Origin of the sequence: Nocardia salmonicida (genome assembly GCF_036142455.1) — a bacterium.
In the GTDB taxonomy this organism is placed as follows: Bacteria; Actinomycetota; Actinomycetes; order Mycobacteriales; family Mycobacteriaceae; genus Nocardia; species Nocardia salmonicida.
Genome location: NZ_CP108014.1, coordinates 2,299,247 through 2,323,165 on the forward strand (window position 1 = coordinate 2,299,247; position 23,919 = coordinate 2,323,165).

25 protein-coding genes are annotated in these 23,919 nt (G+C 67.3%); 5 read left to right on the forward strand and 20 right to left on the reverse strand.

Annotated features, from left to right (window positions below; genetic code table 11):
• Position 1: 1 nt before the first annotated feature.
• The 15 genes from nuoK to OHS03_RS11005 form a co-directional block, all read right to left on the reverse strand.
• Entirely contained in the window at positions 2-301 is a 300-nt protein-coding gene (nuoK, locus tag OHS03_RS10930; protein ID WP_056819797.1) for an NADH-quinone oxidoreductase subunit NuoK, read from the reverse strand.
• A complete protein-coding gene (locus OHS03_RS10935) occupies positions 298-1,134 on the reverse strand; it encodes an NADH-quinone oxidoreductase subunit J (RefSeq protein ID WP_328662628.1) in 837 nt (278 codons plus the stop codon). Before OHS03_RS10935 ends, nuoK begins: the two co-directional genes overlap by 4 nt.
• Complete coding sequence (nuoH, locus tag OHS03_RS10945; RefSeq protein ID WP_405146075.1) at positions 1,131-2,921, reverse strand: NADH-quinone oxidoreductase subunit NuoH; 1,791 nt, start codon at positions 2,919-2,921, stop codon at positions 1,131-1,133. The genes OHS03_RS10935 and nuoH overlap by 4 nt, the downstream gene beginning before the upstream one ends.
• Entirely contained in the window at positions 2,914-5,373 is a 2,460-nt protein-coding gene (locus OHS03_RS10950) for an NADH-quinone oxidoreductase subunit G (protein WP_328662629.1), read from the reverse strand. The genes nuoH and OHS03_RS10950 overlap by 8 nt, the downstream gene beginning before the upstream one ends.
• Positions 5,370-6,692: an NADH-quinone oxidoreductase subunit NuoF gene (gene nuoF, locus OHS03_RS10955; RefSeq protein WP_328662630.1), complete on the reverse strand. Its 1,323-nt coding sequence runs from the start codon at positions 6,690-6,692 to the stop codon at positions 5,370-5,372. The genes OHS03_RS10950 and nuoF overlap by 4 nt, the downstream gene beginning before the upstream one ends.
• Entirely contained in the window at positions 6,689-7,405 is a 717-nt protein-coding gene (nuoE, locus tag OHS03_RS10960; protein WP_328662631.1) for an NADH-quinone oxidoreductase subunit NuoE, read from the reverse strand. The genes nuoF and nuoE overlap by 4 nt, the downstream gene beginning before the upstream one ends.
• Positions 7,402-8,715 (reverse strand): NADH dehydrogenase (quinone) subunit D, encoded by a 1,314-nt coding sequence (gene nuoD, locus OHS03_RS10965; protein ID WP_328662632.1) that lies wholly within the window; start codon positions 8,713-8,715, stop codon positions 7,402-7,404. The genes nuoE and nuoD overlap by 4 nt, the downstream gene beginning before the upstream one ends.
• A complete protein-coding gene (locus OHS03_RS10970; RefSeq protein ID WP_328662633.1) occupies positions 8,715-9,467 on the reverse strand; it encodes an NADH-quinone oxidoreductase subunit C in 753 nt (250 codons plus the stop codon). The genes nuoD and OHS03_RS10970 overlap by 1 nt, the downstream gene beginning before the upstream one ends.
• Complete coding sequence (locus OHS03_RS10975) at positions 9,464-10,018, reverse strand: NuoB/complex I 20 kDa subunit family protein (RefSeq protein WP_056819813.1); 555 nt, start codon at positions 10,016-10,018, stop codon at positions 9,464-9,466. Before OHS03_RS10975 ends, OHS03_RS10970 begins: the two co-directional genes overlap by 4 nt.
• A gap of 10 nt (positions 10,019-10,028) precedes the next feature.
• Complete coding sequence (locus tag OHS03_RS10980; protein WP_056819816.1) at positions 10,029-10,409, reverse strand: NADH-quinone oxidoreductase subunit A; 381 nt, start codon at positions 10,407-10,409, stop codon at positions 10,029-10,031.
• A gap of 372 nt (positions 10,410-10,781) precedes the next feature.
• The gene (locus OHS03_RS10985; RefSeq protein WP_131816457.1) at positions 10,782-11,183 is read right to left on the reverse strand and encodes an Rv3143 family two-component system response regulator; all 402 of its coding nucleotides are present in this window, start codon (positions 11,181-11,183) and stop codon (positions 10,782-10,784) included.
• A gap of 103 nt (positions 11,184-11,286) precedes the next feature.
• A complete protein-coding gene (locus OHS03_RS10990; protein ID WP_328662634.1) occupies positions 11,287-12,432 on the reverse strand; it encodes a hypothetical protein in 1,146 nt (381 codons plus the stop codon).
• A gap of 73 nt (positions 12,433-12,505) precedes the next feature.
• Positions 12,506-13,573, reverse strand: coding sequence for a hypothetical protein (locus tag OHS03_RS10995; RefSeq protein ID WP_328662635.1), 1,068 nt, complete (start codon positions 13,571-13,573; stop codon positions 12,506-12,508).
• An 86-nt stretch (positions 13,574-13,659) separates the two neighbouring features.
• The gene (gene trxA / locus OHS03_RS11000; protein WP_056819820.1) at positions 13,660-14,007 is read right to left on the reverse strand and encodes a thioredoxin; all 348 of its coding nucleotides are present in this window, start codon (positions 14,005-14,007) and stop codon (positions 13,660-13,662) included.
• A complete protein-coding gene (locus OHS03_RS11005; protein WP_328662636.1) occupies positions 14,007-14,489 on the reverse strand; it encodes a MerR family transcriptional regulator in 483 nt (160 codons plus the stop codon). The genes trxA and OHS03_RS11005 overlap by 1 nt, the downstream gene beginning before the upstream one ends.
• Before the next feature lie 183 nt (positions 14,490-14,672).
• Here OHS03_RS11005 and OHS03_RS11010 point away from each other — a divergent pair, with 183 nt between their 5' ends.
• Positions 14,673-15,752 (forward strand): class 1 fructose-bisphosphatase, encoded by a 1,080-nt coding sequence (locus OHS03_RS11010; protein WP_328662637.1) that lies wholly within the window; start codon positions 14,673-14,675, stop codon positions 15,750-15,752.
• Positions 15,753-15,783: 31 nt separating this feature from the next.
• Here the strand turns inward: OHS03_RS11010 and OHS03_RS11015 are convergent, their stop codons facing one another.
• The 5 genes from OHS03_RS11015 to rox all read right to left on the reverse strand — a co-directional run bounded on the left by OHS03_RS11015 (position 15,784) and on the right by rox (position 20,488).
• Positions 15,784-16,137, reverse strand: coding sequence for a PLD nuclease N-terminal domain-containing protein (locus OHS03_RS11015; RefSeq protein WP_328662638.1), 354 nt, complete (start codon positions 16,135-16,137; stop codon positions 15,784-15,786).
• A gap of 102 nt (positions 16,138-16,239) precedes the next feature.
• On the reverse strand, positions 16,240-17,475 hold the full coding sequence (gene dinB, locus OHS03_RS11020; protein WP_328662639.1) for a DNA polymerase IV: 1,236 nt from the start codon (positions 17,473-17,475) through the stop codon (positions 16,240-16,242).
• Positions 17,476-17,509: 34 nt separating this feature from the next.
• Positions 17,510-17,983, reverse strand: a complete 474-nt coding sequence (locus tag OHS03_RS11025) for a flavodoxin family protein (RefSeq protein WP_328662640.1) — start codon at positions 17,981-17,983, stop codon at positions 17,510-17,512.
• 105 nt (positions 17,984-18,088) lie between these two features.
• Positions 18,089-18,976: an RNA polymerase sigma-70 factor gene (locus OHS03_RS11030; protein ID WP_328662641.1), complete on the reverse strand. Its 888-nt coding sequence runs from the start codon at positions 18,974-18,976 to the stop codon at positions 18,089-18,091.
• Positions 18,977-19,057: 81 nt separating this feature from the next.
• Positions 19,058-20,488 (reverse strand): rifampin monooxygenase, encoded by a 1,431-nt coding sequence (rox, locus tag OHS03_RS11035; protein ID WP_328662642.1) that lies wholly within the window; start codon positions 20,486-20,488, stop codon positions 19,058-19,060.
• Positions 20,489-20,704: 216 nt separating this feature from the next.
• Here rox and OHS03_RS11040 point away from each other — a divergent pair, with 216 nt between their 5' ends.
• The 4 genes from OHS03_RS11040 to OHS03_RS11055 all read left to right on the forward strand — a co-directional run bounded on the left by OHS03_RS11040 (position 20,705) and on the right by OHS03_RS11055 (position 23,869).
• Entirely contained in the window at positions 20,705-21,082 is a 378-nt protein-coding gene (locus OHS03_RS11040) for a BlaI/MecI/CopY family transcriptional regulator (RefSeq protein ID WP_255284383.1), read from the forward strand.
• A gap of 69 nt (positions 21,083-21,151) precedes the next feature.
• Positions 21,152-22,264, forward strand: coding sequence for a DNA glycosylase AlkZ-like family protein (locus tag OHS03_RS11045; RefSeq protein ID WP_328662643.1), 1,113 nt, complete (start codon positions 21,152-21,154; stop codon positions 22,262-22,264).
• 49 nt (positions 22,265-22,313) lie between these two features.
• Positions 22,314-23,393, forward strand: coding sequence for an NAD(P)H-dependent amine dehydrogenase family protein (locus OHS03_RS11050; RefSeq protein WP_328662644.1), 1,080 nt, complete (start codon positions 22,314-22,316; stop codon positions 23,391-23,393).
• Positions 23,390-23,869, forward strand: a complete 480-nt coding sequence (locus OHS03_RS11055) for a carboxymuconolactone decarboxylase family protein (protein ID WP_301907344.1) — start codon at positions 23,390-23,392, stop codon at positions 23,867-23,869. The genes OHS03_RS11050 and OHS03_RS11055 overlap by 4 nt, the downstream gene beginning before the upstream one ends.
• The last annotated feature ends 50 nt before the right edge of the window (positions 23,870-23,919 follow it).

A 23,919-nucleotide genomic window follows, 5' to 3' on the forward strand; every position in this document is an offset into this window, starting at 1 on the left:
GTCAGAACTTCAACAGGTTGGCGTCGTCGACCGAGGTCGACCGGCGGGCACGGAAGATCGTCATGATGATGGCAAGGCCGACAACGACTTCGGCGGCGGCGACCACCATGGTGAAGAACGCGATCACCTGCCCGTCGAGGTTGTCGTGCAACCGGGCGAAGGTCACGAACGCGAGATTCACCGCGTTGAGCATGAGCTCCACGCACATGAACACCACGATCGCGTTGCGGCGCAACAACACTCCCGCGGCGCCGATGGTGAACAGCAGCGCAGACAGGAACAGGTAGTTCTGGGGGTTCACCGCTTGCCTTCCTCGTCGGCCGTCGGGTTGTCGTCGCTGATCTTGTCCGCGTGCAGCGTGCCGACCGAGGCCACGGCGGCTTCGGTGTGGGCGCGGGTGCGGCGGTGACGCAGGATCGTGCTCACCGAGAGTTCGGCGAAGGAGCCGTCGGGGAGTTGGGCGGGGCTGTCGACGGCATTGTGTCGCGCGTAGACGCCCGGCGTCGGCAGCGGAGTGGCCCGTTCGCCCGCGGTGCGGAAGCGGTCGCGCGACATTTCGCGCTGCCCGCGTTTAGGGGTGAACTGTTCGCGGTGGGCCAGCACCATCGCACCGATCGTCGCCGTGATCAGCAGTGCGCCGGTGAGTTCGAAGGCCCACACGTAGCGCAGGAAGATCAACTCGGCGAGTTCGGCGATCACGTCACGGTCACCGAAACCCCGGCCGGGGAAGTTCGTTGCGCTGTCGCGCAGGGCCGCCCCGATGCCGCCGATGAACAGCAACCCGAATCCGACCCCGACGATGGCGGCGGCGATGCGCTGCCCGCGCAACGTTTCCCGCAGCGATTCCGCGGAGTCGACGCCGACGAGCATCAGCACGAACAGGAACAGCATCATCACCGCGCCCGTGTACACCACGATCTGTACCACGCCGAGGAACAGCGCGCCCTGGGCGATATAGAACACCGCGAGCGCGATCATCGTGGCGGCCAGGCACATCGCCGAGTGCACGGCCTTGGCCGCGGTCACCATGCCCAGCGCGCCGAGCACCGCGATCGGGGCGAGCACCCAGAACAGCACGGCCTCACCGGTGGAGGTGTCGGCGACTTCGGCGGCCAGTATGTGTGCGGTGCTCATCGCAGTACCTCCTGCTCCGACGGTGCCGGACCGACCCGGCCCAGGTAGTAGTCGGCCGCGTCGGTGCCCGGTGCCATCGGGTGCGGCGCGGGGGTCATCCCCGGCTGCATGGGCGCCATCAGCTGGTCCTTCTCGTAGATGAGATCGGCGCGGTTGTCGTCGGTGAGTTCGTATTCGTTGGTCATCGTCAGCGCGCGCGTCGGGCAGGCCTCGATGCACAGGCCGCAGCCGATGCAGCGCAGGTAGTTGATCTGGTAGACGCGCCCGTACCGTTCACCGGGGGAGAAGCGTTCCTCCTCGGTGTTGTCGGCGCCTTCGACGAAGATCGCGTCGGCCGGGCACGCCCACGCGCACAGCTCGCAGCCGATGCATTTCTCGAGTCCGTCCTCGTAGCGGTTGAGCTGGTGGCGACCGTGATAGCGCGGTGCGGTCGGCACCTTCTCCTCGGGGTAGGACTCGGTATTGGGCTTTTTGAACATCGTGGCCGCGGTGACCGCGAAACCGGCGAGCGGTTCGAACAGGCTGATCTGGGGTTGGTCGTTCGCGGGCCGCGGCGGCATCGGCGGGACCGGGAAACCGAGGAACACCGACGAGGTCGATGGCTCCTGCGGCGGCAACGGCGGCAGCCCCTTGCTGCGTCCGGCGCGTAGGAACATCGCGATCATCGCCGCGGTGATCACCACACCCACACCGACCAGGATGAGGTTCTGTCCGGGCAGGCCTTCGAGGTCGAGCACCCGGGCACCGGCCACGATCATCACCCACACCAGCGAGGTGGGAATGAGCAGTTTCCAGCCGAGGTTCATGAACTGGTCGTAGCGCAGGCGTGGCAGGGTGCCGCGCAGCCAGACGAACACGAACAGGAACGTCCACACCTTGAGGGTGAACCACAGCAGCGGCCACCACCCGGAGTTGGCGCCCTCCCACAGGCTGATCGGGAACGGTGCCCGCCAGCCGCCGAGGAACAGGGTGGTCGCCAGCGCCGACACCGTGGCCATGTTCACGTATTCGGCGAGCATGAACATCGCGAACTTCAGCGACGAGTACTCGGTGTGGAAGCCACCGACCAGTTCGCCTTCGGCTTCGGGCAGGTCGAAGGGCGCCCGGTTGGTTTCGCCGACCATCGACACGCAGTAGATGAGGAACGAGGGCAGCAGCAGGAAGACATACCAGGTGCCTTCCTGCGCGCCGACGATCTCGGAGGTCGCCATGGTGCCCGACAGCAGGAACACCGTGGCGAAGGTCAGCGCCATCGCGATCTCGTAGGAGATCACCTGCGCGGTCGAGCGCAGGCCGCCGAGCAGCGGATACGTCGAACCCGACGACCAACCGGCCAGCACGATGCCGTACACGCCGATGGAGGTGATGGCGAGGATGTAGAGCACGGCGACCGGCATATCGGTGAGCTGCAACGCGGTCTGCGTCCCGAAGATCGACACCTCCGGGCCCATCGGGATCACCGCGAACGCCATGAACGCCGGGATCACCGAGATGATCGGGGCGAGCACGAAGATCGGCTTGTCCACGATCGCCGGGATGATGTCTTCCTTGAGCGCCATCTTCACGCCGTCGGCGACCGACTGGAGCATGCCGCCGGGGCCGATCCGGTTGGGACCGACCCGCATCTGCATCCACGCGACGACTTTGCGCTCGGCGTAGACCGCGATCAACGGCACCAGCATCAGGTAGACGAACACGCCGAGCGCCTTGACCACCACCAGCCACAGCGGGTCGGTGCCGAAGACGGGTCCGGCTTCGGCCGCGAGGAATAGCACGCGATCACTCATGACGGTGTTCCTTCATCCTGTCGTCGGCTCGACGCACGCGCACCACGGCGCCGGGTGTCACACCGAGTTCGGCGGCGACCGTCGAGCCGGGCGAATGCAGCGGCAGCCACACCACCCGGTCGGGCAGGTCCGTGATCATCAGCGGCACCGAGATCTCACCGCGGTCGGTGGAGACGATGACGTGATCGGCATCGTCGGCTTCGATCTCGGCGGCGGTCGCGGCTGAGAGCCGAGCGACCGGCGGGCGGGCGATGCCGGCGAGGTTGGGTTCACCGTCTTGCAGTCGACCGGCGTCGAGCAGCATCCGCCACCCGGCGAGCACTGCTGTTCCGGGGCCAGGGGCGGGGCGGGTCTGGCTGGTGAGTTCCGGCGCCGGGATGGGTTCGCCCGTCCACGGACCGAGCGCGTCGAGTTCTGCGCGCGCGGCGGCGGGGTCGGGCAGGTTGATCGAGACGCCCATCTGCGCGGCCAGTGAATGCAATACCCGCAGGTCCGACAGGGGAGCGGCGACGCGGCGGGTGGTGTCGAGCGAGGCCGCGGTGAAGGGGCGCGGACGTCCTTCCCAGGTGCGGAAGGTGCCGGACTTCTCCATCGCGGTCGCGACCGGGAAGACGACGTCGGCCCGTTCGGTGACGGCACTGTGCCGCATTTCGAGGCTGACGACGAACCGGGCCGCGTCGATGGCGGCCAGCGCGGCCGCCGGGTCGGGCATATCGGCCGGGTCGACACCGCCGATCACCAGCGCACCCAACTGGGCGGCGCTCGACAGGATCGCGGTGGCGTCGCGGCCTACCGTGACCGGGAGTTCTCCGGACTGCCACTGGTGTCGAACCTGTTGGCGCGCGGCGGGATCCACCACGGGCCTGCCGCCGGGCAACAGCGCGGGCAGTGCGCCCGCTTCCAGCGCGCCGCGTTCGCCCGCGCGGCGCGGCACCCAGGCCAGCGCGGCGCCGGTGGCATCGGCCAGCCGGGTCACCGCCGACAGCGCGCCAGGGCTGCCCGCGAGCCGTTCGCCCGCCATGATGACCGCGCCGGGGGTGTTCAGCAGCGTCATGAGTTCGGTGGCATCGGCCGATGTCTCGGCCATGATCGAGGTGAGGACATCGGCTTCGCCACAGGGCGGGGTCTGGATGAGCGCGCCCGACATGCGTTCGAGGCCGCGGGAGGCGAACGGCGCCAGCGAGACCACCCGCTGCCCGTGCGTGCGCGCGGCCTTGCGCAGCCGCAGATAGACGATCGGCGATTCTTCTTCCGGTTCGAACCCGACCAGCAGGACGACAGGAGCCCGGTCCAGCGCCGCGAAGTCGACCTGGATACCGCGTCCGGCGATGCGGGCGGCGAGAAAGCGTTCTTCCTCGTCCGAGTGCACCCGGCTGCGGAAGTCGATGTCGTTGGTAGCGAGGACCATGCGCGCGAACTTGCTGTACGCGTAGGCCTCTTCCTCGGTGACTCGGCCGCCGACGAGTACCCCGGCATTGCCGATCGCGGCCTTCAAGCCCGCGGTGGCGGCGGTGAGAGCTTCGGGCCAGGAGGCCGGGGCGAGGACACCGTCCCAGCCGCGCACCATCGGTGTGGTGAGGCGGTCACGTTCGGTGGCGTAGGCGAAGGCCCAGCGACCCTTGTCGCAGTTCCATTCCTCGTTGACCTGCGGATCGTCACCGGCCAAGCGGCGCAACACTTTTCCCCGGCGATGGTCGGTGCGTTGCGCGCAGCCGGAGGCGCAGTGCTCGCAGACGCTGGGTGTGGAGACCAGATCGAACGGGCGGGCCCGGAAACGGTAGGAGGTGCCGGTGAGCGCGCCCACGGGGCAGATCTGCACGGTGTTGCCGGAAAAATAGGAGTCCAGTGGCTCGGCCTGGGCGGTGCCGACCTGTTGCAGCGCACCACGATCCATCAGTTCGATGAACGGGTCACCGGCGACCTGTTGGGAGAACCGGGTGCAGCGTGCGCACAATACGCACCGCTCCCGGTCCAGCAGCACCGCCGTGGACAGCGGGATCGGCTTCGGGTAGGTCCGCTTCTCCCCGTCGAAGCGGGATTCGGCGCTGCCGGTGGACATCGCCTGGTTCTGCAGCGGACACTCGCCGCCTTTGTCGCAGACCGGGCAGTCCAGCGGGTGGTTGATGAGCAGCAGCTCCATCACCCCGCGCTGGGCCTTTTCGGCGACCGGCGAGCTGATCTGGGTGCGCACGATCATGCCGTCGGTGACGGGGATCGTGCACGAGGCGACCGGCTTTCGCTGCCCTTCGACTTCGACGAGGCACTGCCTGCACGCGCCGACGGGGTCGAGCAGAGGGTGGTCGCAGAAGCGGGGGATCTGCACGCCGATCAGTTCGGCGGCACGGATCAGCAGGGTGCCGACGGGCACCTCGATGGTGGTGTCGTCGATGGTGACACTCACCATGTCGGTGGGCACCACACCGCTGCTGTTGCCTGGTGCGATGGCTGTCATCGGTCCTCTTTCGCTGGTGCCCACACGGTCGAGGCGGCCGGGTCGAACGGGCAGCCGCCGAGTCGCTGATGCGCGAGGTATTCCTCGCGGAAGTACTTCAGCGAGGAGAAGATCGGGCTGGCCGCGCCGTCACCGAGCGCGCAGAACGATTTGCCGTTGATGTTGTCGGCGATGTCGGCGAGCTTGTCCAGGTCGGCTTCGGTGCCTCGGCCCGCTTCGAGCCGGCGCAGCAATTGCACGAGCCAGTAGGTGCCTTCACGGCACGGTGTGCACTTGCCGCAGGATTCGTGGGCGTAGAACTCGGTCCAGCGAAGGACAGCGCGTACCACGCAGGTGGTGTCGTCGAAGATCTGGAGGGCTTTGGTGCCCAACATGGATCCGGCGGCGGCGACGCCTTCGTAGTCGAGGGCCACGTCGAGGTGTTCGTCGGTGAACATCGGTGTCGACGAGCCGCCGGGCGTCCAGAACTTGAGGCTGTGCCCGGCTCGCACGCCGCCCGCGTAGTCGAGCAGCTCACGCAGGGTGATTCCGAGCGGGGCCTCGTACTGGCCGGGGCGGGCGACATGTCCAGACAGGGAGTACAGGGTGAAACCGGGTGACTTCTCGCTGCCCATCGAGCGGAACCATTCGGTGCCGTTGCGCAGGATCGAGGGCACGCTGGCGATGGATTCGACATTGTTGACCACCGTCGGGCATGCGTACAGGCCCGCGACGGCGGGGAACGGTGGGCGCAGTCGGGGCTGTCCGCGCCTGCCCTCGAGGGAATCGAGCAGGGCGGTTTCCTCGCCGCAGATGTAGGCGCCCGCACCGGCGTGCACGATCAAGTCGAGATCGAAGCCCGAACCGAGGATGTCGTGGCCGAGCAGGCCCGCCGCGTAGGCCTCGGCTACGGCGGCTTGGAGTCGGCGCAGCACCGGCACCACTTCGCCGCGAACATAGATGAACGCGGTCGCGGCCCTGATGGCATACGCGGCGATCACGATGCCTTCGATGAGAGTGTGCGGGGTGGCCAGCATCAACGGAATGTCTTTGCAGGTGCCGGGTTCGGATTCGTCGGCGTTGACGACGAGGTAGTGCGGTTTCGTCGTGCCGTCGGGGCCGGGGCCCTGTGGGATGAACGACCATTTCATCCCGGTGGGAAAGCCCGCCCCGCCGCGACCGCGCAGACCCGAGTCTTTGACGGTCTGGATCACCTCGTCGGGCGTTATCCGCAGGGCGGCGCGGAGTCCGTCGTAGCCGCCGGTGGCGCGGTAGCTTTCCAGGGTCCATGACCGCGGGCTGGCCCAGTGTTCACTGAGGACGGGGGTGAGCGTCGTCATCGCGGTCCCCCTGCCGAGTCATTCTCTGCCGCAGCAGCTTCGAGCCCTACCAGGGTGGGTGCGCCCGGTGCCCCTTCGAGGGCGCCGGGGCGTTCGTCGGGGAATCCGGCGAGAATTCGAGCGGTCTCGCGGAACGTGCACAGTGGTGCGCCGCGGGTCGGGCGGACCTGGTGGCCCGCGCGGAGTGCGTCGGCGATGGCGAGTGCCGATTCGGGGGTCTGGTTGTCGAAGAATTCCCAGTTCACCATCATGACCGGGGCGTAGTCGCAGGCGGCGTTGCATTCGATGTGTTCGAGGGTGATGGCGCCGTCGGAGGTCGTTTCGCCGTGCTTGACATCCAGATGTTGTTGCAGCGCTTCATAGATCGCGTCGCCGCCGAGGATCGCGCAGAGGGTGTTCGTGCACACGCCGACGTGGTAGTCGCCGGTGGGGGTGCGCCGGTACATCGAATAGAACGTGGCGACCGCAGTCACTTCGGCGCCGGTGAGGTTCAAGTGATCGGCGCAGAAGTCGATGCCGGTGCCGGTCACGTAGCCTTCCTCGGCTTGCACCAGGTGCAGCAGGGGAAGGAGGGCGGAGCGGGGGTGCGGATAGCGGGTGATGATCTCCTTCGCGTCCAGTTCGAGACGTTCGCGCACATGCGGCGAATACGGTTCGGGACGGGTGCTGAGGCTCAGGAGAATCGGTGTGCTGGTGGGGTTTTCAGTGCTCATCGGTCTACTCCGCCCATGACGGGGTCGATGCTGGCGACGGAGGCGATGACGTCGGCGACCATGCCGCCCTCGCACATCGCTGCCACCGCTTGCAGGTTGGTGAACGAGGGGTCGCGGTAGTGCACCCGGTAGGGCTGGGTGCTGCCGTCGCTGACCATGTGCACACCCAGTTCCCCGCGCGGGGACTCGACCGCCGTATACACCTGCCCCGCAGGCACTCTGATGCCTTCGGTGACGAGCTTGAAGTGGTGGATCAGCGATTCCATGGAGGTGCCCATGATCTTGCCGATGTGCTTGGGTGAGTTGCCGAGACCGTCGGGGCCCAGTTCCAGGTCGGCGGGCCAGGCGATCTTCTTGTCGTCGATCATCACCGGGCCGGGCCGCAACTTGTCCAGGCACTGTTCGACGATCTTGATCGACTCGGTCATCTCGGCGACCCGGATGATGTAGCGGCCGTAGCAGTCGCAGCCGGTGGTGGTCGGGACGTCGAATTCGTAGTTCTCGTAGCCGCAGTACGGATCCGATTTGCGCAGGTCGTGTGGCAGCCCGGTGGCGCGTAGGACAGGGCCGGTGATGCCGAGGGCCATGCAGCCGGTGAGGTCGAGGTAGCCGATGTCCTGGGTGCGCTTCTTCCAGATCGGGTTGGCGCTGAGCAGATGCTCCATATCGCGGAGCCGACCGGGCAGCAGGTCGAGGAGTTCGCGGACTTTGGTGACGCCGTCGTCGGGCAGATCCTGGGCCAGTCCGCCGGGGCGGATGTAGGCGTGGTTCATCCGCAGGCCGGTGATGGTTTCGAAGACGTCGAGGATGAGCTCGCGTTCCCGGAAGCCGAACAGCATCGGGGTGAGCGCGCCCAGTTCCATGCCGCCGGTTGCCAGCGCCACCAGGTGCGAGGAGATGCGGTTGAGCTCCATCAGTAGCACTCGCACCACGGTGGCGCGTTCGGGGATCTGCTCGGTGATGTCGAGCAGTTTCTCCACGCCGAGGCAGTAGGCGGTTTCATTGAAGAACGGGGACAGGTAGTCCATCCGGGTCACGAAGGTGACGCCCTGGGTCCAGTTGCGGAATTCCAGGTTCTTCTCGATACCGGTGTGCAGGTAGCCGATGCCGCAGCGGGCCTCGGTGACGGTTTCGCCTTCGATCTCGAGGATCAGGCGCAATACCCCGTGCGTGGACGGATGCTGTGGGCCCATGTTCACCACGATGCGTTCTTCGGCGCCGCCGTCGATCACTTCGCTGACCTGGTCCCAGTCTTGGCCTGCGACGGTCACTACCGGTGGTTCGTCGCGGCGGAAGTCGGTGTCGGTCATCAGCTGTAGGTCCTCCGCTCGTCGGGCGGCGGTATGCGCGCGCCCTTGTACTCCACCGGGATCCCGCCGAGCGGGTAGTCCTTGCGCTGCGGATGGCCGCGCCAGTCGTCGGGCATGGTGATGCGGGTCAGGGAGGGGTGCCCGTCGAAGAGGATGCCGAAGAAGTCGTAGGTTTCGCGTTCGTGCCAGTCGGTCGTCGGATAGACCGAGAACAGCGACGGAATGTGCGGATCGGCATCGGGCGCGGACACTTCCACGCGCACGCGCCGACCGTGGGTGATCGACTTCAAGTGATAGACCGCGTGCAGTTCGCGGCCTTCGTCGTCGGGATAGTGCACGCCGTCGACACCGAGGCACAGCTCGAATCGCAGGGTGCTGTCGTCGCGCAGCGTGCTCGCGACGGCGACGAGATGTTCGCGCTTCACGTGCAGGGTGAGTTCGTCGCGGAACACCACGATCTTCTCGATCACGGTGTCGAAGGCGATGACTCGTCCCACGAGTGCGGCGCGCAATGTGCCGACGAAAGCGTCGAACCAACCGCCGTACGGGGGCGGGGTGCCCGCGGGCAACGCGACCGGGGTGACCAGGCCGCCGTAGCCGGAGGTATCACCGGTGCCGGCGACGCCGAACATGCCGCGGCGGGTACCGATCACCTCGTCCTCGGCCGGTTTCGGTTGCGGCTGTGCGGGTGATTCCTCCGGAACTTCTTGTCCCGGCGGGTTGTCGGTGCTGTCGGGGGAATCGAAGGTCATCGCAGCAGCCCCTCCATCCGGATGGTCGGCGTGCTGGCCAGCGCGGCGGCTTCGGCGGCGCGGATAGCTTCCTCGCGGTTGACGCCCATCGGCATCTCGGCGATTTTCGCGTGCAACGCCAGGATCGCGTTGAGCAGCATCTCCGGGCGTGGCGGGCAGCCGGGCAGGTAGATGTCGACCGGGACGATGTGGTCGACACCCTGCACGATGGCGTAGTTGTTGAACATGCCACCCGAGGACGCGCAGACCCCCATGGCCAGCACCCATTTCGGTTCGGTCATCTGGTCGTAGACCTGCCGCAGCACCGGCGCCATCTTCTGGCTCACCCGGCCCGCCACGATCATCAGGTCGGCCTGGCGCGGTGAGGCGCGGAACGCTTCCATGCCGAAGCGGGCGATATCGAATCGTCCGGCACCGGTGGCCATCATCTCGATCGCGCAGCACGCCAACCCGAACGTCGCGGGCCAGACCGAGCCCTTACGCAGGTAGCCGGCGAAATCTTCGACCGTGCTCAGCAGGAACCCGCTGGGCAGTTTCTCTTCGAGACCCATTTTTTCCCACTCATTCCCAGCTGAGGCCGCCGCGACGCCACTCGTAGGCGTAGGCGACAGACACATTGACGATGAACAGCGCCATCGCGGCGAGACCGAACAGCCCGAGCGTGTCGAAATGCACTGCCCACGGGTAGAGGAACACGATCTCGATGTCGAAGATGATGAACAGCATCGCTGTCAGGTAGTACTTCACCGGAAAGCGCTGTCCTGCTGCATTTCCCGGGCCACCGGCGATGGCGTGCGGGGTCGGCTCGATGCCGCATTCATAGGGTTCGAGTTTGGCCCGGTTGTAGCGTTTCGGGCCGATCAGCGACGCCATGATGACGGAGAACACCGCGAACGCCGCGGCGATGGCGCCGAGTACGAGTGCGGGCACCTCGATGTTCACGACTGCACTTCCCCTCCTCGCTGGAGCAGGCCGAGCCGTGTGGCCCGGCCGCGGACGGCAGCTTTCGGCGAGACGGGGCCGACAACGTTGTCCGCCGAACGGGGGCTCGCGCAAGGCTGTGCAGCGATGGCGGAGCGTTATACAAGTGCCCGTGCTCGTGTGAGCTAGAGCACAGAGTACCGCCGTTTCGGGGCTCCGCCGCACGTTTCCGGGGTGGGGTTTGATCGATATCGGTACCGCGATTCATGAGCGATACGGGGGTAATCGCCTACGGGCATGCGGCAGCGAACCGCTGGCGTTACCAGTGGTGATAGGCAGAAAGGTACGAAGCGAACTATCCGACGGTTCGGGACGATGTCCGGCCGCTACCGGTCAGCGGGCGAGCAGGACCGCCGCGACCGCGTTGGTGAGCTGCATGGCGTCGATCGGGTGCGAGACGGCGGCCTCGGCACGCGACCAGTTGGCCAGCCAGGCGTCATCGGGGCGACCGGTGAGCACGACCACCGGCGGGCACTGGTCGATCTCGTCCTTGAGTTGCTTGGCGATGCCGAGGCCACCGGTCGGGGCGGATTCGCCGTCGAGGATGGCCAGATCGATCCCACCGGCATCCATCTGCTCGATGACCACCGGCGCGGTGGCGACCTCGAAGAAGTCGAGCTCGGGTAGATCGGCGCGCGGCCTGCGACCCAGCGCCAGGATCACCTGTTGGCGGGTATCGGCATCGTTGCTGTAGACCAGCACACGCAGAGGGGTGGAACCATTGGATTCGGCCACGCTCGGATCGTACGTCCGGGGGTGGCGCCACCGTGGCAGGTTCGTCGGATCGACCAGTCGCGCAGTGGTATAGGCGGCGATCAGCGCCTGGCCGGGTCTGCGCTCACGACCGTCGCGGGGGTAGCTCGAACTCGCGACGGATGCCGGTGAACAAGCTCTCGACGTGTGCGCCGTAGGTGATCGCGGCTTCGTTGAGCGCGGAGAGCGCGCCCTGTAGCGGATCGGCATGTCGCGCGTGAAAGACCGTGTTGAGCGCGAAGTGTGGGCGACTGATCTCACCGTGGTCGTACGGGTTCGGTTTCGGGGCGGGGTCCGTGGATCGCTCCCACACGACGGTGCTCTCGAAGCGTGCCTCGTCGGGTCCGTACTGGTCTTGGTCGAGCCGTGCGAACGCGGCGCTGTTGTCGTGGAAGGGTTCGGGCAGGGGTGCGCCCGATCGGAGCGCGTCCAGCGCTGGGCGCACCCAGGGACGATCGCTGAGACCTGCCATGTCGTAGGCACTCTGGGCGCAGTACTGCGCCAGTCGGCGCAATTGGGCGGCGTTCATGGCCGCGATCGACTCCGCCAGGGCACGGTCGTAGCCCGCGAGTTCGCGTCCGTTATAGGTATCGGCAAAAGCTGCAATCGGGTCGCCACCCCATGCTGCCCGGTCTCTGGCTTCGGCCTCGGTGCGGAGTTCCTCCTGCCAGTTCGATTCGGGCTCGGGCAGATTCGGGGCAGGCGCAGGCGGTGGTGGTTCGCTGTTTGCGGGGATTCCGTAGCCGGGCATGTCCCACTGTTGGGCCGGCCGAAGCGCAGTGCCGTCGTCGGGCCACAGCCGGATTCGCCAGCGATCGCCAGGGGTGGTGTCGCCGGGCCAGCCGTAGTTGACGAAACCCGTTCCGGCGATCTCGGCGATGTAGTCGCCGCGCGGCACGGGTGCGTCGGCCCAGCCGTCGATGGGTGAACTGATGTTCAGTCCGTGCTCGGCGATGTGTAGTCGGGCTTCGCTGACCTGTTGCCAGTCGCCCTCGTCGGCCGGTCGCCGATCCCACACCTGGACGTGGATCGGCATGTCGAAGTTGTTCTGGTGCGGGCTGAGGACCACGACGGTGTGCCCGTCTCCCGCCGCCGGTCTGTCCGCCAGCGCGGCGTCCAGCAGTGCGAGTTCGACGTCTTCCTCACCCTCCCCGCCGTGCAGGGTGAACTGGCCGTAATCGAGCGCCAGGACTAGGCGATGCTCGGCGAGCAGGTGTGAGGGTTCGGTCATGGGCGAGATCGTGGCACACGCCACCGACAATGATCGAGGGGTTTCGCGTGAGGCGCGGGGTCGGGGTGCGGTGCTACCAGTTGCCGTCCTTCACGGCGTTGTCGCCCAGTGGAATCACCGGAAGGCCGTATCCGATGGGCGGATCGGGGTGTTCGTCGGCGAGCCAGTTGCCGGTCGGTTTCACGTCGGCGAGCTCGGTCGAGGGTGGTAGGTCGTCGGCGTCGGCGGCGTAGTAGTCGAACCACGGCAGGCCGTTCGCGGCATACGCCTGGGCGGTGATCGGGGTCGGCGGCGCGGGTTCGCCGGTGATCTGCTGCCATTCGGCGGCGGAGGCGAGATGGACGAAAACCCTGCCGTCGGCGTCGGGGCGGTAGTCGTCGACGGGGCGGGTATCTGCGTAGATCTCCTGGCGCATCGTGCCACCGGCGCCCAGGCCCATCTTCCTGGCCACGGGCAGACCTGCTGGCGCTGCGCCCCGCGGAGGACCGCCGGGCGCGCTGACGGGCGTCGGCCCACCATAGGGCGCTGCGCCGTAGGCGGCTGACGACGCCCACGGCGGTTGGGCGACCGGGGCCGGTGCGGCTCGCAAGTGCTGCTGCCGTGCGCGCTGCTGCTGCTCCCACACTTCTCGCGCGGCGTCGGCCAGCCCGTGCACCGACAACTGCACCCCACCCCACTGTTCGACGCCGGTGACCTGACCTTCGACGGTCGCGCCGAGACCCATCGGCACCGCGACGAACTGGCGGACGATTCCCTGTCCTGAATTGATTCCGTCCAGCCACGGCTGTTCGGGCAGCGCGAGGTAGTTCTGCGGATCCTTCGAGAGCGTGTCGCTCCACGGCTTACCCGAGACCGCGCAGACTTTGCCGACAGCGACCTTCAGCGCGGTCGGTGCAGGGGCGGAGAAGCGCAACCACATGGCTTCGCGCTGGTAGACCGGCAACATCACCCCACCGCGTTCGCGCCATTCCTCGGGCACAGTGTCGGGATAGTCGGCGACCCGTCGCAGCGGGAAGGTGCCGAGGCCGGGCGGCAACGGGTAGGTTCCGGTCTCCGGCAGTCGCAAGGTCCGCACGAACGTCACCCGGACACCGCCTGGCAATTCGAGCGCATCCCCCGCCAGTTTCACCGCAGTTGCCATGTCCCACCCCTTCATTCGACTGTCCCCAGGCGGCGACCGCGCCTGGCGACGACCGTACCGACGGCGCCGACAGTCGTCTACTGGGATCAGCGGCTCACTGCGTCGTCCAACTCGGTGAGGAGCCGAGCCTTGGATCGTGCCCCGACGAGGGTCCGCAGCAGTTGGCCGTCGCGGAAGAGCAGCAGCGTCGGCGCCGCCATGACTTGGTAGTTGCGCGCGGTGAGCGGGTTCTCGTCGGCGTTGAGAGTGCGAACGGTGAGGGTGTCCGCGCGTTCGCGGGCGACCTCGGCCAGCACCGGCGCGATCATCTTGCACGACGGGCACCACGTGGCCCAGACATCCACGAGCACGAGGCCGGGGTGGGCGAGAACGTCGCGGTCGAATGTTTCATCGGTGACCGCGACGGTGTCGGCGATCGCAGAACTCTGAGTCATCATGATTCCTTCGGTTCGGTGGGGTGGTCGTGTGGTTGTTCGACGTGGCCGTCGATCGTCCCGTCGCGGCCCGATGGAGGCTGCCGCGCAAAGACCGCCTCCGGCCACGGGAGCATTCGAGTGGTGGTGTGGCGGTGGGCGGCGTCGCGGAGTCGACCGGCGAGGGCGTCTCTGCGGGCGGTCAGTGCTTCGATTTCGGTGTTCAGCGCGTCGATGGTGCGCTGGTACTCGGCCAGTGAGGCGGGGCAGTCGTCTACATGTTCGCTGCCGGTGGCCAGGCAGTCCAGGAACGGGCGTGTCTCCTCCACCGGGATTCCCAGGCGATTCAGGGATCGGATTTCCTGCACCAGTCGGACGGTGTGGTCGTCGTATTCACGGAAGCCGTTGGGGTGGCGTTCCGGCGCGACCAGCCCCAAAGCCTCGTACCGCCTGATGGCCTTGGGGCTGAGCTGAGCCAGCCGCGCAAGCTCTCCGATCCTCATGCAGCGAATGTAAACGCTGCCCCCAGGGGCAAGGTCAAGCACGAAGGCCGATCGAGATACAGCGACTTGTGCGGGATGGGATCGCGGGTGGTGTCGGGAGAGTTCACATTGATTGTGGGCGGGTTGTGAGCCATTCTGGAAAGGGCAAGGGACACACCGGATTTCGCAGGGGGTTGTTGCCGAATGCCGAATGGGCTGAAAACGCTTACTCGCTACACGATCGAGGAAGAACATCGGCATCCCGGTTCGTCGGGGGAATTCTCCGCGCTGGTCAATGTGGTGGCTACGGCGGCGAAGATCATTGCCAATCAGGTGACGCGTGGGGCGATCATCGGGTCGGGGGTCGACGACGAGTCATCGGTGAGTGGGCGGCTCGATGTGCTGACCGACGAGATCATGGTGGGGCAGACGCAGTGGTCCGGGCATTTATCGGGGCTGTTGTCCGAGCAGCACGCGACGGTGTTGCCCGCTGCTCAGCGGAGGGGAAAGTATCTGCTGGCCTATGACGCGTTGGACGGGTCGAGCAACATCGACGTGAATCTGCCGGTCGGTTCGATTTTCAGCATTCTGCGGGCGCCGGACGCGGTGGTCGCCGGCGACGCCGAACCCACCGAGACCGACTTCCTGCAACGGGGCGTGGAGCAGGTGTGCGCGGGGTTCACGCTGTACGGGCCCGCGACCATGCTGGTGCTCACCACCGGCAGCGGGGTCGACGGGTTCACCCTCGATCGGGAGATCGGGGCGTTCGTGTTGACCCACCCGCAGATGCGAATCCCGCAGGACACTTCGGGATTCGCGATCAATGCCGCCAATGAGCGGTTCTGGGAGCGGCCGGTGCGCAGGTACGTACTCGAGTGCCTGGAAGGTGTGGAGGGCCCGCGCGGACGCGATTTCAATATGCGGTGGGTGGCGTCGCTGGTGGCCGACACGTTCCACATCCTGACCAGGGGCGGGCTGTATCTATACCCGCGCGATACCCGCAATCCCGCGCTGCCGGGACGTGTTTCGCTGCTGTACGGGGCGAATCCGATCGCGTTCATCGTCGAGCAGGCGGGTGGGGCGGCAACCACCGGACACGAGCGGATGATGGAGGTTCCCCCGGCCGAGGTACATCAGCGGGTGCCGTTCATCTTCGGTTCCCGCAACGAGGTGCTGCGCATCGAGCGCTATCACCGGGAACCGGACGCGGGCAAGCGGTTCGACAGTTCGCTGTTCGGGACGAGGTCGCTGTTCCGGGCGGCCAGACACGACCAGCGCACCTAGATCCGCGACCGGCCAAGCGCTTTTCGGGTGATCAGGCCGGGTCCTGGTCGCGTTCTTCCTGTTGCCTGCGGGCTTCGCGACGTTGTTGTTCGGCACGCTCGCGCAGGCCGCGCAGGAAGGCCTCGTCGTCGTCGGGATTCGACGCCACCCGGCGGCCCGGACGGTCGTATTCGCCGAAAGAGGTATTCGACGCAGGACGCGACTCCCCGACCGGCCTGCCCGCGAACAACCACAGCAGCGCGCCGATCGTGGGAACGAGAACGACGACGATGATCCAGCCCATCTTCGGAAGGTGCCGGATGCCCGCGTCGGGGCTGGTGATGATGTCGACCAGGCAGTACACCCACAGGGCAAGGGTCAAGAAGCCGATGACGGCGTAATGCATCGCGGTTGTCCTCTTCGGGAATCGATGGTCGGAGGACAGCTGTCGCCGAAGCCCCCCGGGCAGTCAGGATGCCGCACCTTGGGCTCGAGCGCGAATTCGGGGTCAGTCGGGCAACATCGGGACCGAAATGCCTTCGCCGCTGCGCAGAAGTGCGGCGCGGGTGACGGCGGTGGAGCCGAAGCGGCGGCGCAAGTCGTCGAGGGTGGCGTCGAGGGTGTTCTCGGCGCGCGCCTCGAGTGGCAGGGTGAGTTGCATGGTGTCGGCGTCGTCGAGGTTGGTCAGCGAGAAACCGATCAGGGTGATGCCGCGTTCGGTGATCAGGGGTTGGGCGGTGTGCAGGAGCAGGCGAGCGGCATGGCGGATCGCGGTGGAGGAATCGGTGGCTTCGACGAGTGTGTGGGAGCGGGTGGCCCTGGTGAAGTCGTCGAAACGTAAGCGCAGCACCACTGTTCGGCAGACGCGGTCGGCGGCGCGTAGGCGGCGGCCGAGTCGGTCGGTGAGGCCGTCGAGGTAGGCGGCGATCTCCTCGGGCGCGCGGGGGCGGCGACCGAGGGCGCGTTGAGCGCCGATCGAGCGGCGTCGTTTGCCGGTTTCCACGTGGCGTGGATCGCGCGCCCAGGACAGCGCGAACAGGTGACGGGCCGCCGCGGGACCGAGGATCGCGCGCAGATGCGGTTCGCCGAGTTCGGCGAGCTGGCCGATGCGGGTGATGCCGTTGGCGTGCAGGGTCGCCGACGTGACTTTGCCGACGCCCCATAATCGCTCCACCGGCAGTGGGTGCAGGAAGTCGAGTTCTTTGCCGGGTTCGACGAGGCGTAATCCGTCGGGTTTGGCGACGGCGGAGGCGACTTTGGCGAGGAACTTGTTGCGCGCGATGCCCACCGAGATGGGCAGGCCGACCTGCGCGGCGACCTGCGCGCGCAATCGGTGGCCGATCTCGATCGGCTCCCCGCTGATCCGGCGTAGCCCACTGACGTCGAGGAACGCCTCGTCGATCGAGATCCCCTCCACCACGGGAGTGGTGTCGTGGAATACCGCGAAAACCGCCTTGCTCGCCTCGGCATAGGCCGACATCCGCGGCGGCACGACGATCGCGTGCGGACACAACCGCAGCGCCTGCCCCGCGTTCATGGGAGTGCGGATACCGAACGCCTTGGCCTCATAACTGGCCGCCAGCACCACCCCGCCGCCCACGATGACCGGTTTGCCGCGCAGCCACGGCTGATCACGCTGTTCGACCGAGGCGTAGAACGAGTCGAGGTCGGCGTGCAGGATCGAGGCCTCGGCGCGGGACTGGATACGCGGGGGACGGGGGGCGACGGAATCGGACACGAACATATGTTCGCATCGGGGTATGACGAGTTCGGTCGGGTCAGGGCGCGGCGGTGGTCTTTGCGCGCAAATTTTCGGCGAACGCGCGGGCGGCGGTGAGGTCGGCGGCGTCGGGGTGGCCTTTGTGGATGCCGCCGACCAGGCGCAGCGGTAGCCAGGTGTCGAAGCCGCGGCAGTCGAAGGCGTCGATCACGTCGAAGCCCTTGCGCTCGATGTCGCGGGTCAAGGTGGTGACATAGCGGCGAATCGGCGTTTCCGGGAATCCGCTAGTGCCGAAGACGAACGCCTTGCCCTGGTGCCCGCTCGGCAGCGCGGCGACGAATCGGCGCAGTTCCGGGTGGAAAGCCATGGTGTAGATACCCGAACCGAAGCCGACGAGGTCGCAGTCGGCGAGCTCGGCCGGGTCGACGTCGGCGGGGGCGAGGACCCAGCCGCCGAGCACCTGGTTCATGGCCTCGGCGACGCGCTGGGTGTTGCCGTGCGACACCGACTTGCACACGAGGATGACCTTCATGGGGATGGTCCTTTCGTTCCGCTGCACTTGCTGGACACTCTCGGAGACACCGCCCGGGGTTCGAGCGTGACACGGCAGCGTTGTGCCCTCGGTCACAGCACGCGATCAGGGCAGGCCGGCGGAGATGTCGAGGGACCGGATGACATCGACCGTCTGCAGTTTGTCGGGATTGCGGACCGCATAGAGGCCGGTGATGAGGTCGTCGATCATCTCGACCACCAGCACCGTGTCCAGGTCGCCGTCCGTCGACCGGACGAGCACCGCGGGTTGGGCGTTGAAACTGCCGAATTCGACAGTCGCGCCCGCCATCGAGTTCTGTGTCAGCCCGATCATGAACCGCGCGACGGACTCGGCGCCGATGATCGGGCGGCGTGCGGCGGAGACGCGGCCGCCGCCATCGGAGATCTCGACGACGTCGGGCGCGAGCACCTCTAGCAGGGCGCCGACATCGCCGGTGTGGGCGGCGAGCAGGAAACGGCCGATCACCGCCCGGCTGGTGTCGGAGTCGGGTCGGAAGCGTCGGCGCCGAGCCGCGACGTGCGCGCGGGCTCGGTGAGCGATCTGCCGCACGGCGGTGTCGGATTTGTCGATCATGTCCGCGATCTCGCGGTGGCTGTGCCCGAACACCTCCGACAGGACGAACACCGCACGCTCGGTGGGACCGAGGGTTTCCAGCACGAGCAACATCGCCATCGACACCGACTCCGCCAGCAACACGTCGTGGCCGGCATCGGGCGTGGTGCGGATCGGTTCGGGCAGCCAGGTGCCGACGTAGTCCTCGCGGCGCCGCCGGACCGAGCGGAGATGGTTGATCGACTGACGGGTGACGATCTGCACCAGATACGCGCGCGGATGCGTCACCTCCGTCGCTTCGCGCCAGCGAAGGTAGCTGTCCTGCAACACATCTTCGGCATCGGCGGCGCAGCCCAGGATTTCGTAGGCGATCGTGAACAGCAGTGGCCGGAAGGTGGTGAACGTGTCGAGCTCGGTCATCGGGCCACCCCTGCCAACCTCATACGCCGATGATTCCGGGCGACAGCGACTCTGCGCAACCACGTCGACACGCACTGATGGTCAAGAACCTTCCGCCCCGCCGAACCAGACCGGCAGGTGGGCGAGCAGGTCCTGTTGCTCGTCCCCGACCCACGCCACATGCCCGTCCGGGCGCAGCAGTACCGCGGGGGCGTCGAGTTCTTCGCTGACATCGACGATGTGGTCGACACGATCCGCCCATCCCCGCACCGACAGGCGCCCGGTCTGGTCGAGCAGCAGCCCGCGGCCCACGTGCATCTGCGCGTAGAGGCGACCACGTTTCAAGGCGATGTCGCGCAGTCGCCGACCGAGCAGGGGATCGCCCTCGCCGAAGTCGTAGCGGATGCCGATGGCGATGATCTTCTCGGTGAGATAGCGGCTCACGTCGTCGAAGTCCATCAGTTGCGACACCAGCCTGCGCACCGCCTGCGGACCAGGGTCCAGCGACATCAGCTCCATCTGAGCGCGGGTGTTGTCGAGGACGTCGGCGGCCACCGGGTGACGTTCGGTCTCGTAGGTGTCGAGCAGGCCAGGTGGCGCCCATCCGTTGATCTGCGCGGCCAGTTTCCAGCCGAGGTTGAACGCGTCCTGGACGCCGAGGTTGAGGCCCTGCCCACCGGCGGGCGGGTGGATGTGGGCCGCGTCGCCTGCCAGCAGTACGCTGCCGACGCGGTAGTGCTCGGCCTGACGGGTGCCGTCGCCGAAGCGCGACAGCCACCGTGGTGAGTGCACCCCGAAGTCGGTACCGGCGGTGGCGACGAGCTGCTGTGTGAATTCGTCGAAGGTGGGTGGAGCCGTCCGATCCTCGGCGACGCCGTCCGCGGGGGCGACCACGCGGTAGACCCCGCCGCCCAGCGGCATCGCGCCGAAGCGCAACTGGGTCTTGCGGACTTCGGCCATCACCTCGGTGATCGTTTCCGGTGACGCGGTCAGTTCCATTTCGCCGAGCAGTGTCTCGACTCGGCTCGGCTCACCGGGAAACGCGACGCCGAGCAGCCTGCGCACGGTACTGCGGCCGCCATCGCAACCGACGAGGTAGCGCGCACTCAGCTGTGTGCCGTCGGCCAGTTCGACCGTGACCACGTCGTCGTGCTGCCCGAACCCGACCACTTCGGCGCCACGCCTGATCTCGACCCCGAGCTCGGTGGCGTGCTCGCTGAGCAGCTGGTCGGTGAGAGGTTGTGGGATGCCGAGAACGAACGGGTGGGCGGTGTCGAGTCGCTCGGGTGCGGGTTTGGGGATGCCGGCGAAGAAGCCGCCGACCGGGTGCTTGCGCCCGAGTGCGAGAAACCGGTCGAGCAGGCCGCGCTGGTCCATGATTTCGATACTGCGCGCGTGCAGACCGAGCGAACGAACGATCTTCGTCGGCTCGGCATCCTTTTCCAGCAGCACCACCTGTACCCCGTGCAGCCTCAACTCGGCGGCCAGCATCATGCCGGTCGGTCCACCGCCTGCCACGATCACGTCGATCATCGAATACTCCCCTTCGACCAGATTTCCGCAGGTTGCGGGCTCGCCGAGAGATTGTGCAGCACGACCGGGGCCTTGCCGCAAGCCCCGGGGTGCGCTATAGATTAGAGGTGGCAAGGAGTGGTTTTCCCTCCTTGCCATTGCCATGCTCGCAACTCTCACCGATGGCGTGCCGGTACTGTGAAGCCGGTTCGGGCAAGGTGAAGGAGTCGGTCGGCGGTGCGTGGTTTCGGGGATCTCGAGGCAGTGCTGATGGATCGGCTGTGGGATCGCGATGTGGACACGACCACGGTGCGCGAACTGTTCGACGAACTCGCGACCGAGCGCGACATCGCCTACACCACCGTGATGTCGACCATGGACAATCTGCACCGCAAAGGCTGGCTGGCCCGCGAGCGCGAGGGGCGCGCGTACCGGTACTGGCCGACGGTGACCCGCGAGGAATACAGCGCCCGGCTGATGCACGAAGCGCTCGGTGTCGGCGGTCGGTCCGACCTGGTTCTCAATTTCTTCGTCGACCGGATCAGCGAGGACGAGTTCGCGGGATTACGCGCGGCCTTGCGCCGCGTCGCCACCCGCCGCAGTGAGGCGAGCTAGCCCGACCGTGTCGGAGTGATCTGATCTGATGGGCAGATCCAACGGGATCGGTCACGGGGACGGGGACGCATGCTGAGTGTCGGATGGGATCAGGTGTTCGCCTGGCGGCTGGGTCGTCAGTACGTCGCGGCACCGACCGGGGGCTCCGCGGAGGCTGTCGCGGCCAGATTGGCCGGGGTGCAGGCGCAGGTGGCGTCGGCGGCGGAAACGGCTGTCGCGGTGCGAAGTTCGGATGCCCGCGCCCTCGGTGTCGGCGAGGCATTGGGTGTGGGCACGCTGATGAAGACCTGGGCGATGCGCGGCACGCTGCACGCGATGGTGCCCGAGCAGGCGGCGGCGGCGCTGTCGCTGATCGGCTCGGCTCGCACGTGGGAGAAACCGTCGTGGCAGAAGACTTTCGGTGCGACCCCTGAGCAGGTGGCCGCGCTGGTGGAGGTGGTGTCCGGGGTCCTGGCCGATCAGGTCCTGACCCGTGACGAACTGGTCGAGGCGGTGCTCGCCGAACCCGGCTTCGCCCATCTCGGCGAGCAGTTGCGGTCCGGGTGGGGTGCGGTGCTCAAGCCGTTGGCCTGGCAGGGCGCGCTGTGCCACGGTCCCGCCCGCGGCAGCAAGGTCACCTTCACCGCACCGGCCGGCCTGACTCCCGGATGGAAGGGCTTACCCGAACCCGAGAGTGCCGCACCGACGCTGATCAGCGCCTATCTCGGCGCGTACGGTCCCGCGACGCCGGAGGCGTTCGACGCGTGGCTCAGCCGCAACAGCGTGCGCAAGACCGTGGTGCGTGGCTGGTTCGCGGCCATGGGCGAGGCACTGACCGAGGTCGACGTCGAGGGGCGGATCGGTTGGATTCCGAGCGAGTTCGCCGACGATCTCGCCACGGCGACCCTCGACGGCGGCGTCCATCTGCTCGGCCCGTTCGACCAGTACGTGCTGGGGCCCGGCACCGGCGACACCGTGCTCCTGCCCGCCGAGCAGCGGTCGAAGGTGAGCAGGACGGCGGGCTGGATTTCCCCGCTGGTGCTGCTCGACGGCCGGATCGCGGGCACCTGGGAACAGGTCGACGACGAGCTCCTGGTGTCGCTGTTCGACGGTCGCACAATCCCGAAGCGCACGCTGGCCGCAGCGGTCAAGCGGTTCGCCGAGGCGACCGGCGCACGCGGGCTCGGCCTGCGCGTGGACTGAGATTTCGGATACTCCGGACGCCGAACCAAGCGCTTGCTACGGTGACTCGATGATCCCCACGATCGTCTGGGGCACGGGAAATGTCGGCCGCGCGGCCATCCGTGCCGTGGCTGCCCATCCGGCGCTCGTTCTCACCGGGGTGCTCGTGCACAACCCCGACAAGGTCGGCCGAGACGCGGGCACGCTCGCGGGCCTCGACACCGAATTGGGGGTGGCCGCCAGCGACGACATCGACGCGCTCCTCGCGACCGGTCCGCGGGCGGTGGTGTACGCGGCTTCCGGAGAGATCCGGCCCGATGAGGCGCTCGCCGACATCGTGCGAGCCATCCGCGCCGGGGCTGTCGTCGTCACCCCCGCGCTCTACGCCCTCTACGACCCGCGCAACGCACCGGCCGAAATGCGCGAACCGGTGCTGGAAGCCATTGCCGCGGGCGGTGGTTCACTGTTCGTCTCCGGCGTGGATCCCGGCTGGGGCAACGATGTGCTGCCACTGTTGATCAGCGGGCTCGCCGCCACCATCGATGTGGTGCGTTGCCAGGAGATCTTCGACTACTCCACCTACGACCAACCCGACTCGGTGCGCTATCTCGTCGGCATGGGACAGCCGATGGACTACCAACCGCCGATGCTCATGGCGAGCGTGCCCACGATGGTGTGGGGCGGCCAGATTCGGCTGATGGCCAGGGCATTGGGTGTCGAACTCGACGAGATCCGCGAAACCGTCGACCGGCGCGCCCTCGACGAGACGGTGCAGACCACCCGGATGGGAGCCTTCGACGCGGGCACACAGGGCGCGGTGCGGTTCGAGGTCCAGGGCATCATCGACGGGCAGGCGCGCATCGTGATCGAGCATGTCACCCGCATTCATCCCAGCTGCGCACCGGACTGGCCGACACCACCCGACGGTGACGGCGCCCACCGGGTGATCATCGAGGGCTCGCCGCGCATCGAGGTCAGCGTGGAAGCGACCGACGAGGGCGGCAATCGCGCGGCGGGCGGAAATGCCACGGCGGTAGGACGTTTGGTCAATGCCATCGACTGGTTGGACGAGGCGCCGCCCGGTCTCTATGACGCACTCGATGTGCCGCTGCGTGCCGCGGTCGGCAAACTCGGAAGGACACCACGATGATCATCGATATTCCCGAGGGCAAAGATCCCATCGGTTACGTGTGGGGCGAGATGGTGCCCGGCATCGGCGTCGCCGCTGCGGCGTTCTCGCTGTCGGTCTACGAGCACTCCACCCTCGGCCTGCGCGAATTCGAAGCGGCCCGGCTGCGGATCGCCCAGATCAACGGGTGCCTGTTCTGTCAGGACTGGCGCACCGAACGCGACGGGCAGAAGGTCGAAGCGGAATTCCCCGAGGCGGTCACGCACTGGCGTGACACCGACCGGTTCGACGAACGCACCCGGCTGGCCGCCGAATACGCCGAGCGCTACGCCACCGACCATCACGGCCTCGACGACGAATTCTGGGTCAGGATGTTCGCCGAGTACTCCCAGGCCGAAGTGGTGGAGCTGAGCATGAGCATCGGTTCCTGGCTGGCGTTCGGACGCCTCAATCGCGTCCTCGGGCTGGACACCGTGTGCGTGCTGCCCGGGCACTGACCGTCGCCTGCGCCAGACATCGCACCGCGTTCCCACCGGCTGTGTGCCAG

Coding starts and splice junctions, on each gene's coding strand:
- OHS03_RS10935 (WP_328662628.1), bottom strand. CDS start 1,134: ATGAGCACCGCACACATACTGGCCGCCGAAGTCGCCGACACCTCCACC.
- nuoH (WP_405146075.1), bottom strand. CDS start 2,921: ATGAGTGATCGCGTGCTATTCCTCGCGGCCGAAGCCGGACCCGTCTTC.
- OHS03_RS10950 (WP_328662629.1), bottom strand. CDS start 5,373: ATGACAGCCATCGCACCAGGCAACAGCAGCGGTGTGGTGCCCACCGAC.
- nuoF (WP_328662630.1), bottom strand. CDS start 6,692: ATGACGACGCTCACCCCCGTCCTCAGTGAACACTGGGCCAGCCCGCGG.
- nuoE (WP_328662631.1), bottom strand. CDS start 7,405: ATGAGCACTGAAAACCCCACCAGCACACCGATTCTCCTGAGCCTCAGC.
- nuoD (WP_328662632.1), bottom strand. CDS start 8,715: ATGACCGACACCGACTTCCGCCGCGACGAACCACCGGTAGTGACCGTC.
- OHS03_RS10970 (WP_328662633.1), bottom strand. CDS start 9,467: ATGACCTTCGATTCCCCCGACAGCACCGACAACCCGCCGGGACAAGAA.
- OHS03_RS10975 (WP_056819813.1), bottom strand. CDS start 10,018: ATGGGTCTCGAAGAGAAACTGCCCAGCGGGTTCCTGCTGAGCACGGTC.
- OHS03_RS10990 (WP_328662634.1), bottom strand. CDS start 12,432: ATGACCGAACCCTCACACCTGCTCGCCGAGCATCGCCTAGTCCTGGCG.
- OHS03_RS10995 (WP_328662635.1), bottom strand. CDS start 13,573: ATGGCAACTGCGGTGAAACTGGCGGGGGATGCGCTCGAATTGCCAGGC.
- trxA (WP_056819820.1), bottom strand. CDS start 14,007: ATGACTCAGAGTTCTGCGATCGCCGACACCGTCGCGGTCACCGATGAA.
- OHS03_RS11005 (WP_328662636.1), bottom strand. CDS start 14,489: ATGAGGATCGGAGAGCTTGCGCGGCTGGCTCAGCTCAGCCCCAAGGCC.
- OHS03_RS11010 (WP_328662637.1), top strand. CDS start 14,673: ATGCCGAATGGGCTGAAAACGCTTACTCGCTACACGATCGAGGAAGAA.
- OHS03_RS11015 (WP_328662638.1), bottom strand. CDS start 16,137: ATGCATTACGCCGTCATCGGCTTCTTGACCCTTGCCCTGTGGGTGTAC.
- dinB (WP_328662639.1), bottom strand. CDS start 17,475: ATGTTCGTGTCCGATTCCGTCGCCCCCCGTCCCCCGCGTATCCAGTCC.
- OHS03_RS11025 (WP_328662640.1), bottom strand. CDS start 17,983: ATGAAGGTCATCCTCGTGTGCAAGTCGGTGTCGCACGGCAACACCCAG.
- OHS03_RS11030 (WP_328662641.1), bottom strand. CDS start 18,976: ATGACCGAGCTCGACACGTTCACCACCTTCCGGCCACTGCTGTTCACG.
- rox (WP_328662642.1), bottom strand. CDS start 20,488: ATGATCGACGTGATCGTGGCAGGCGGTGGACCGACCGGCATGATGCTG.
- OHS03_RS11045 (WP_328662643.1), top strand. CDS start 21,152: ATGCTGAGTGTCGGATGGGATCAGGTGTTCGCCTGGCGGCTGGGTCGT.
- OHS03_RS11050 (WP_328662644.1), top strand. CDS start 22,314: ATGATCCCCACGATCGTCTGGGGCACGGGAAATGTCGGCCGCGCGGCC.
- OHS03_RS11055 (WP_301907344.1), top strand. CDS start 23,390: ATGATCATCGATATTCCCGAGGGCAAAGATCCCATCGGTTACGTGTGG.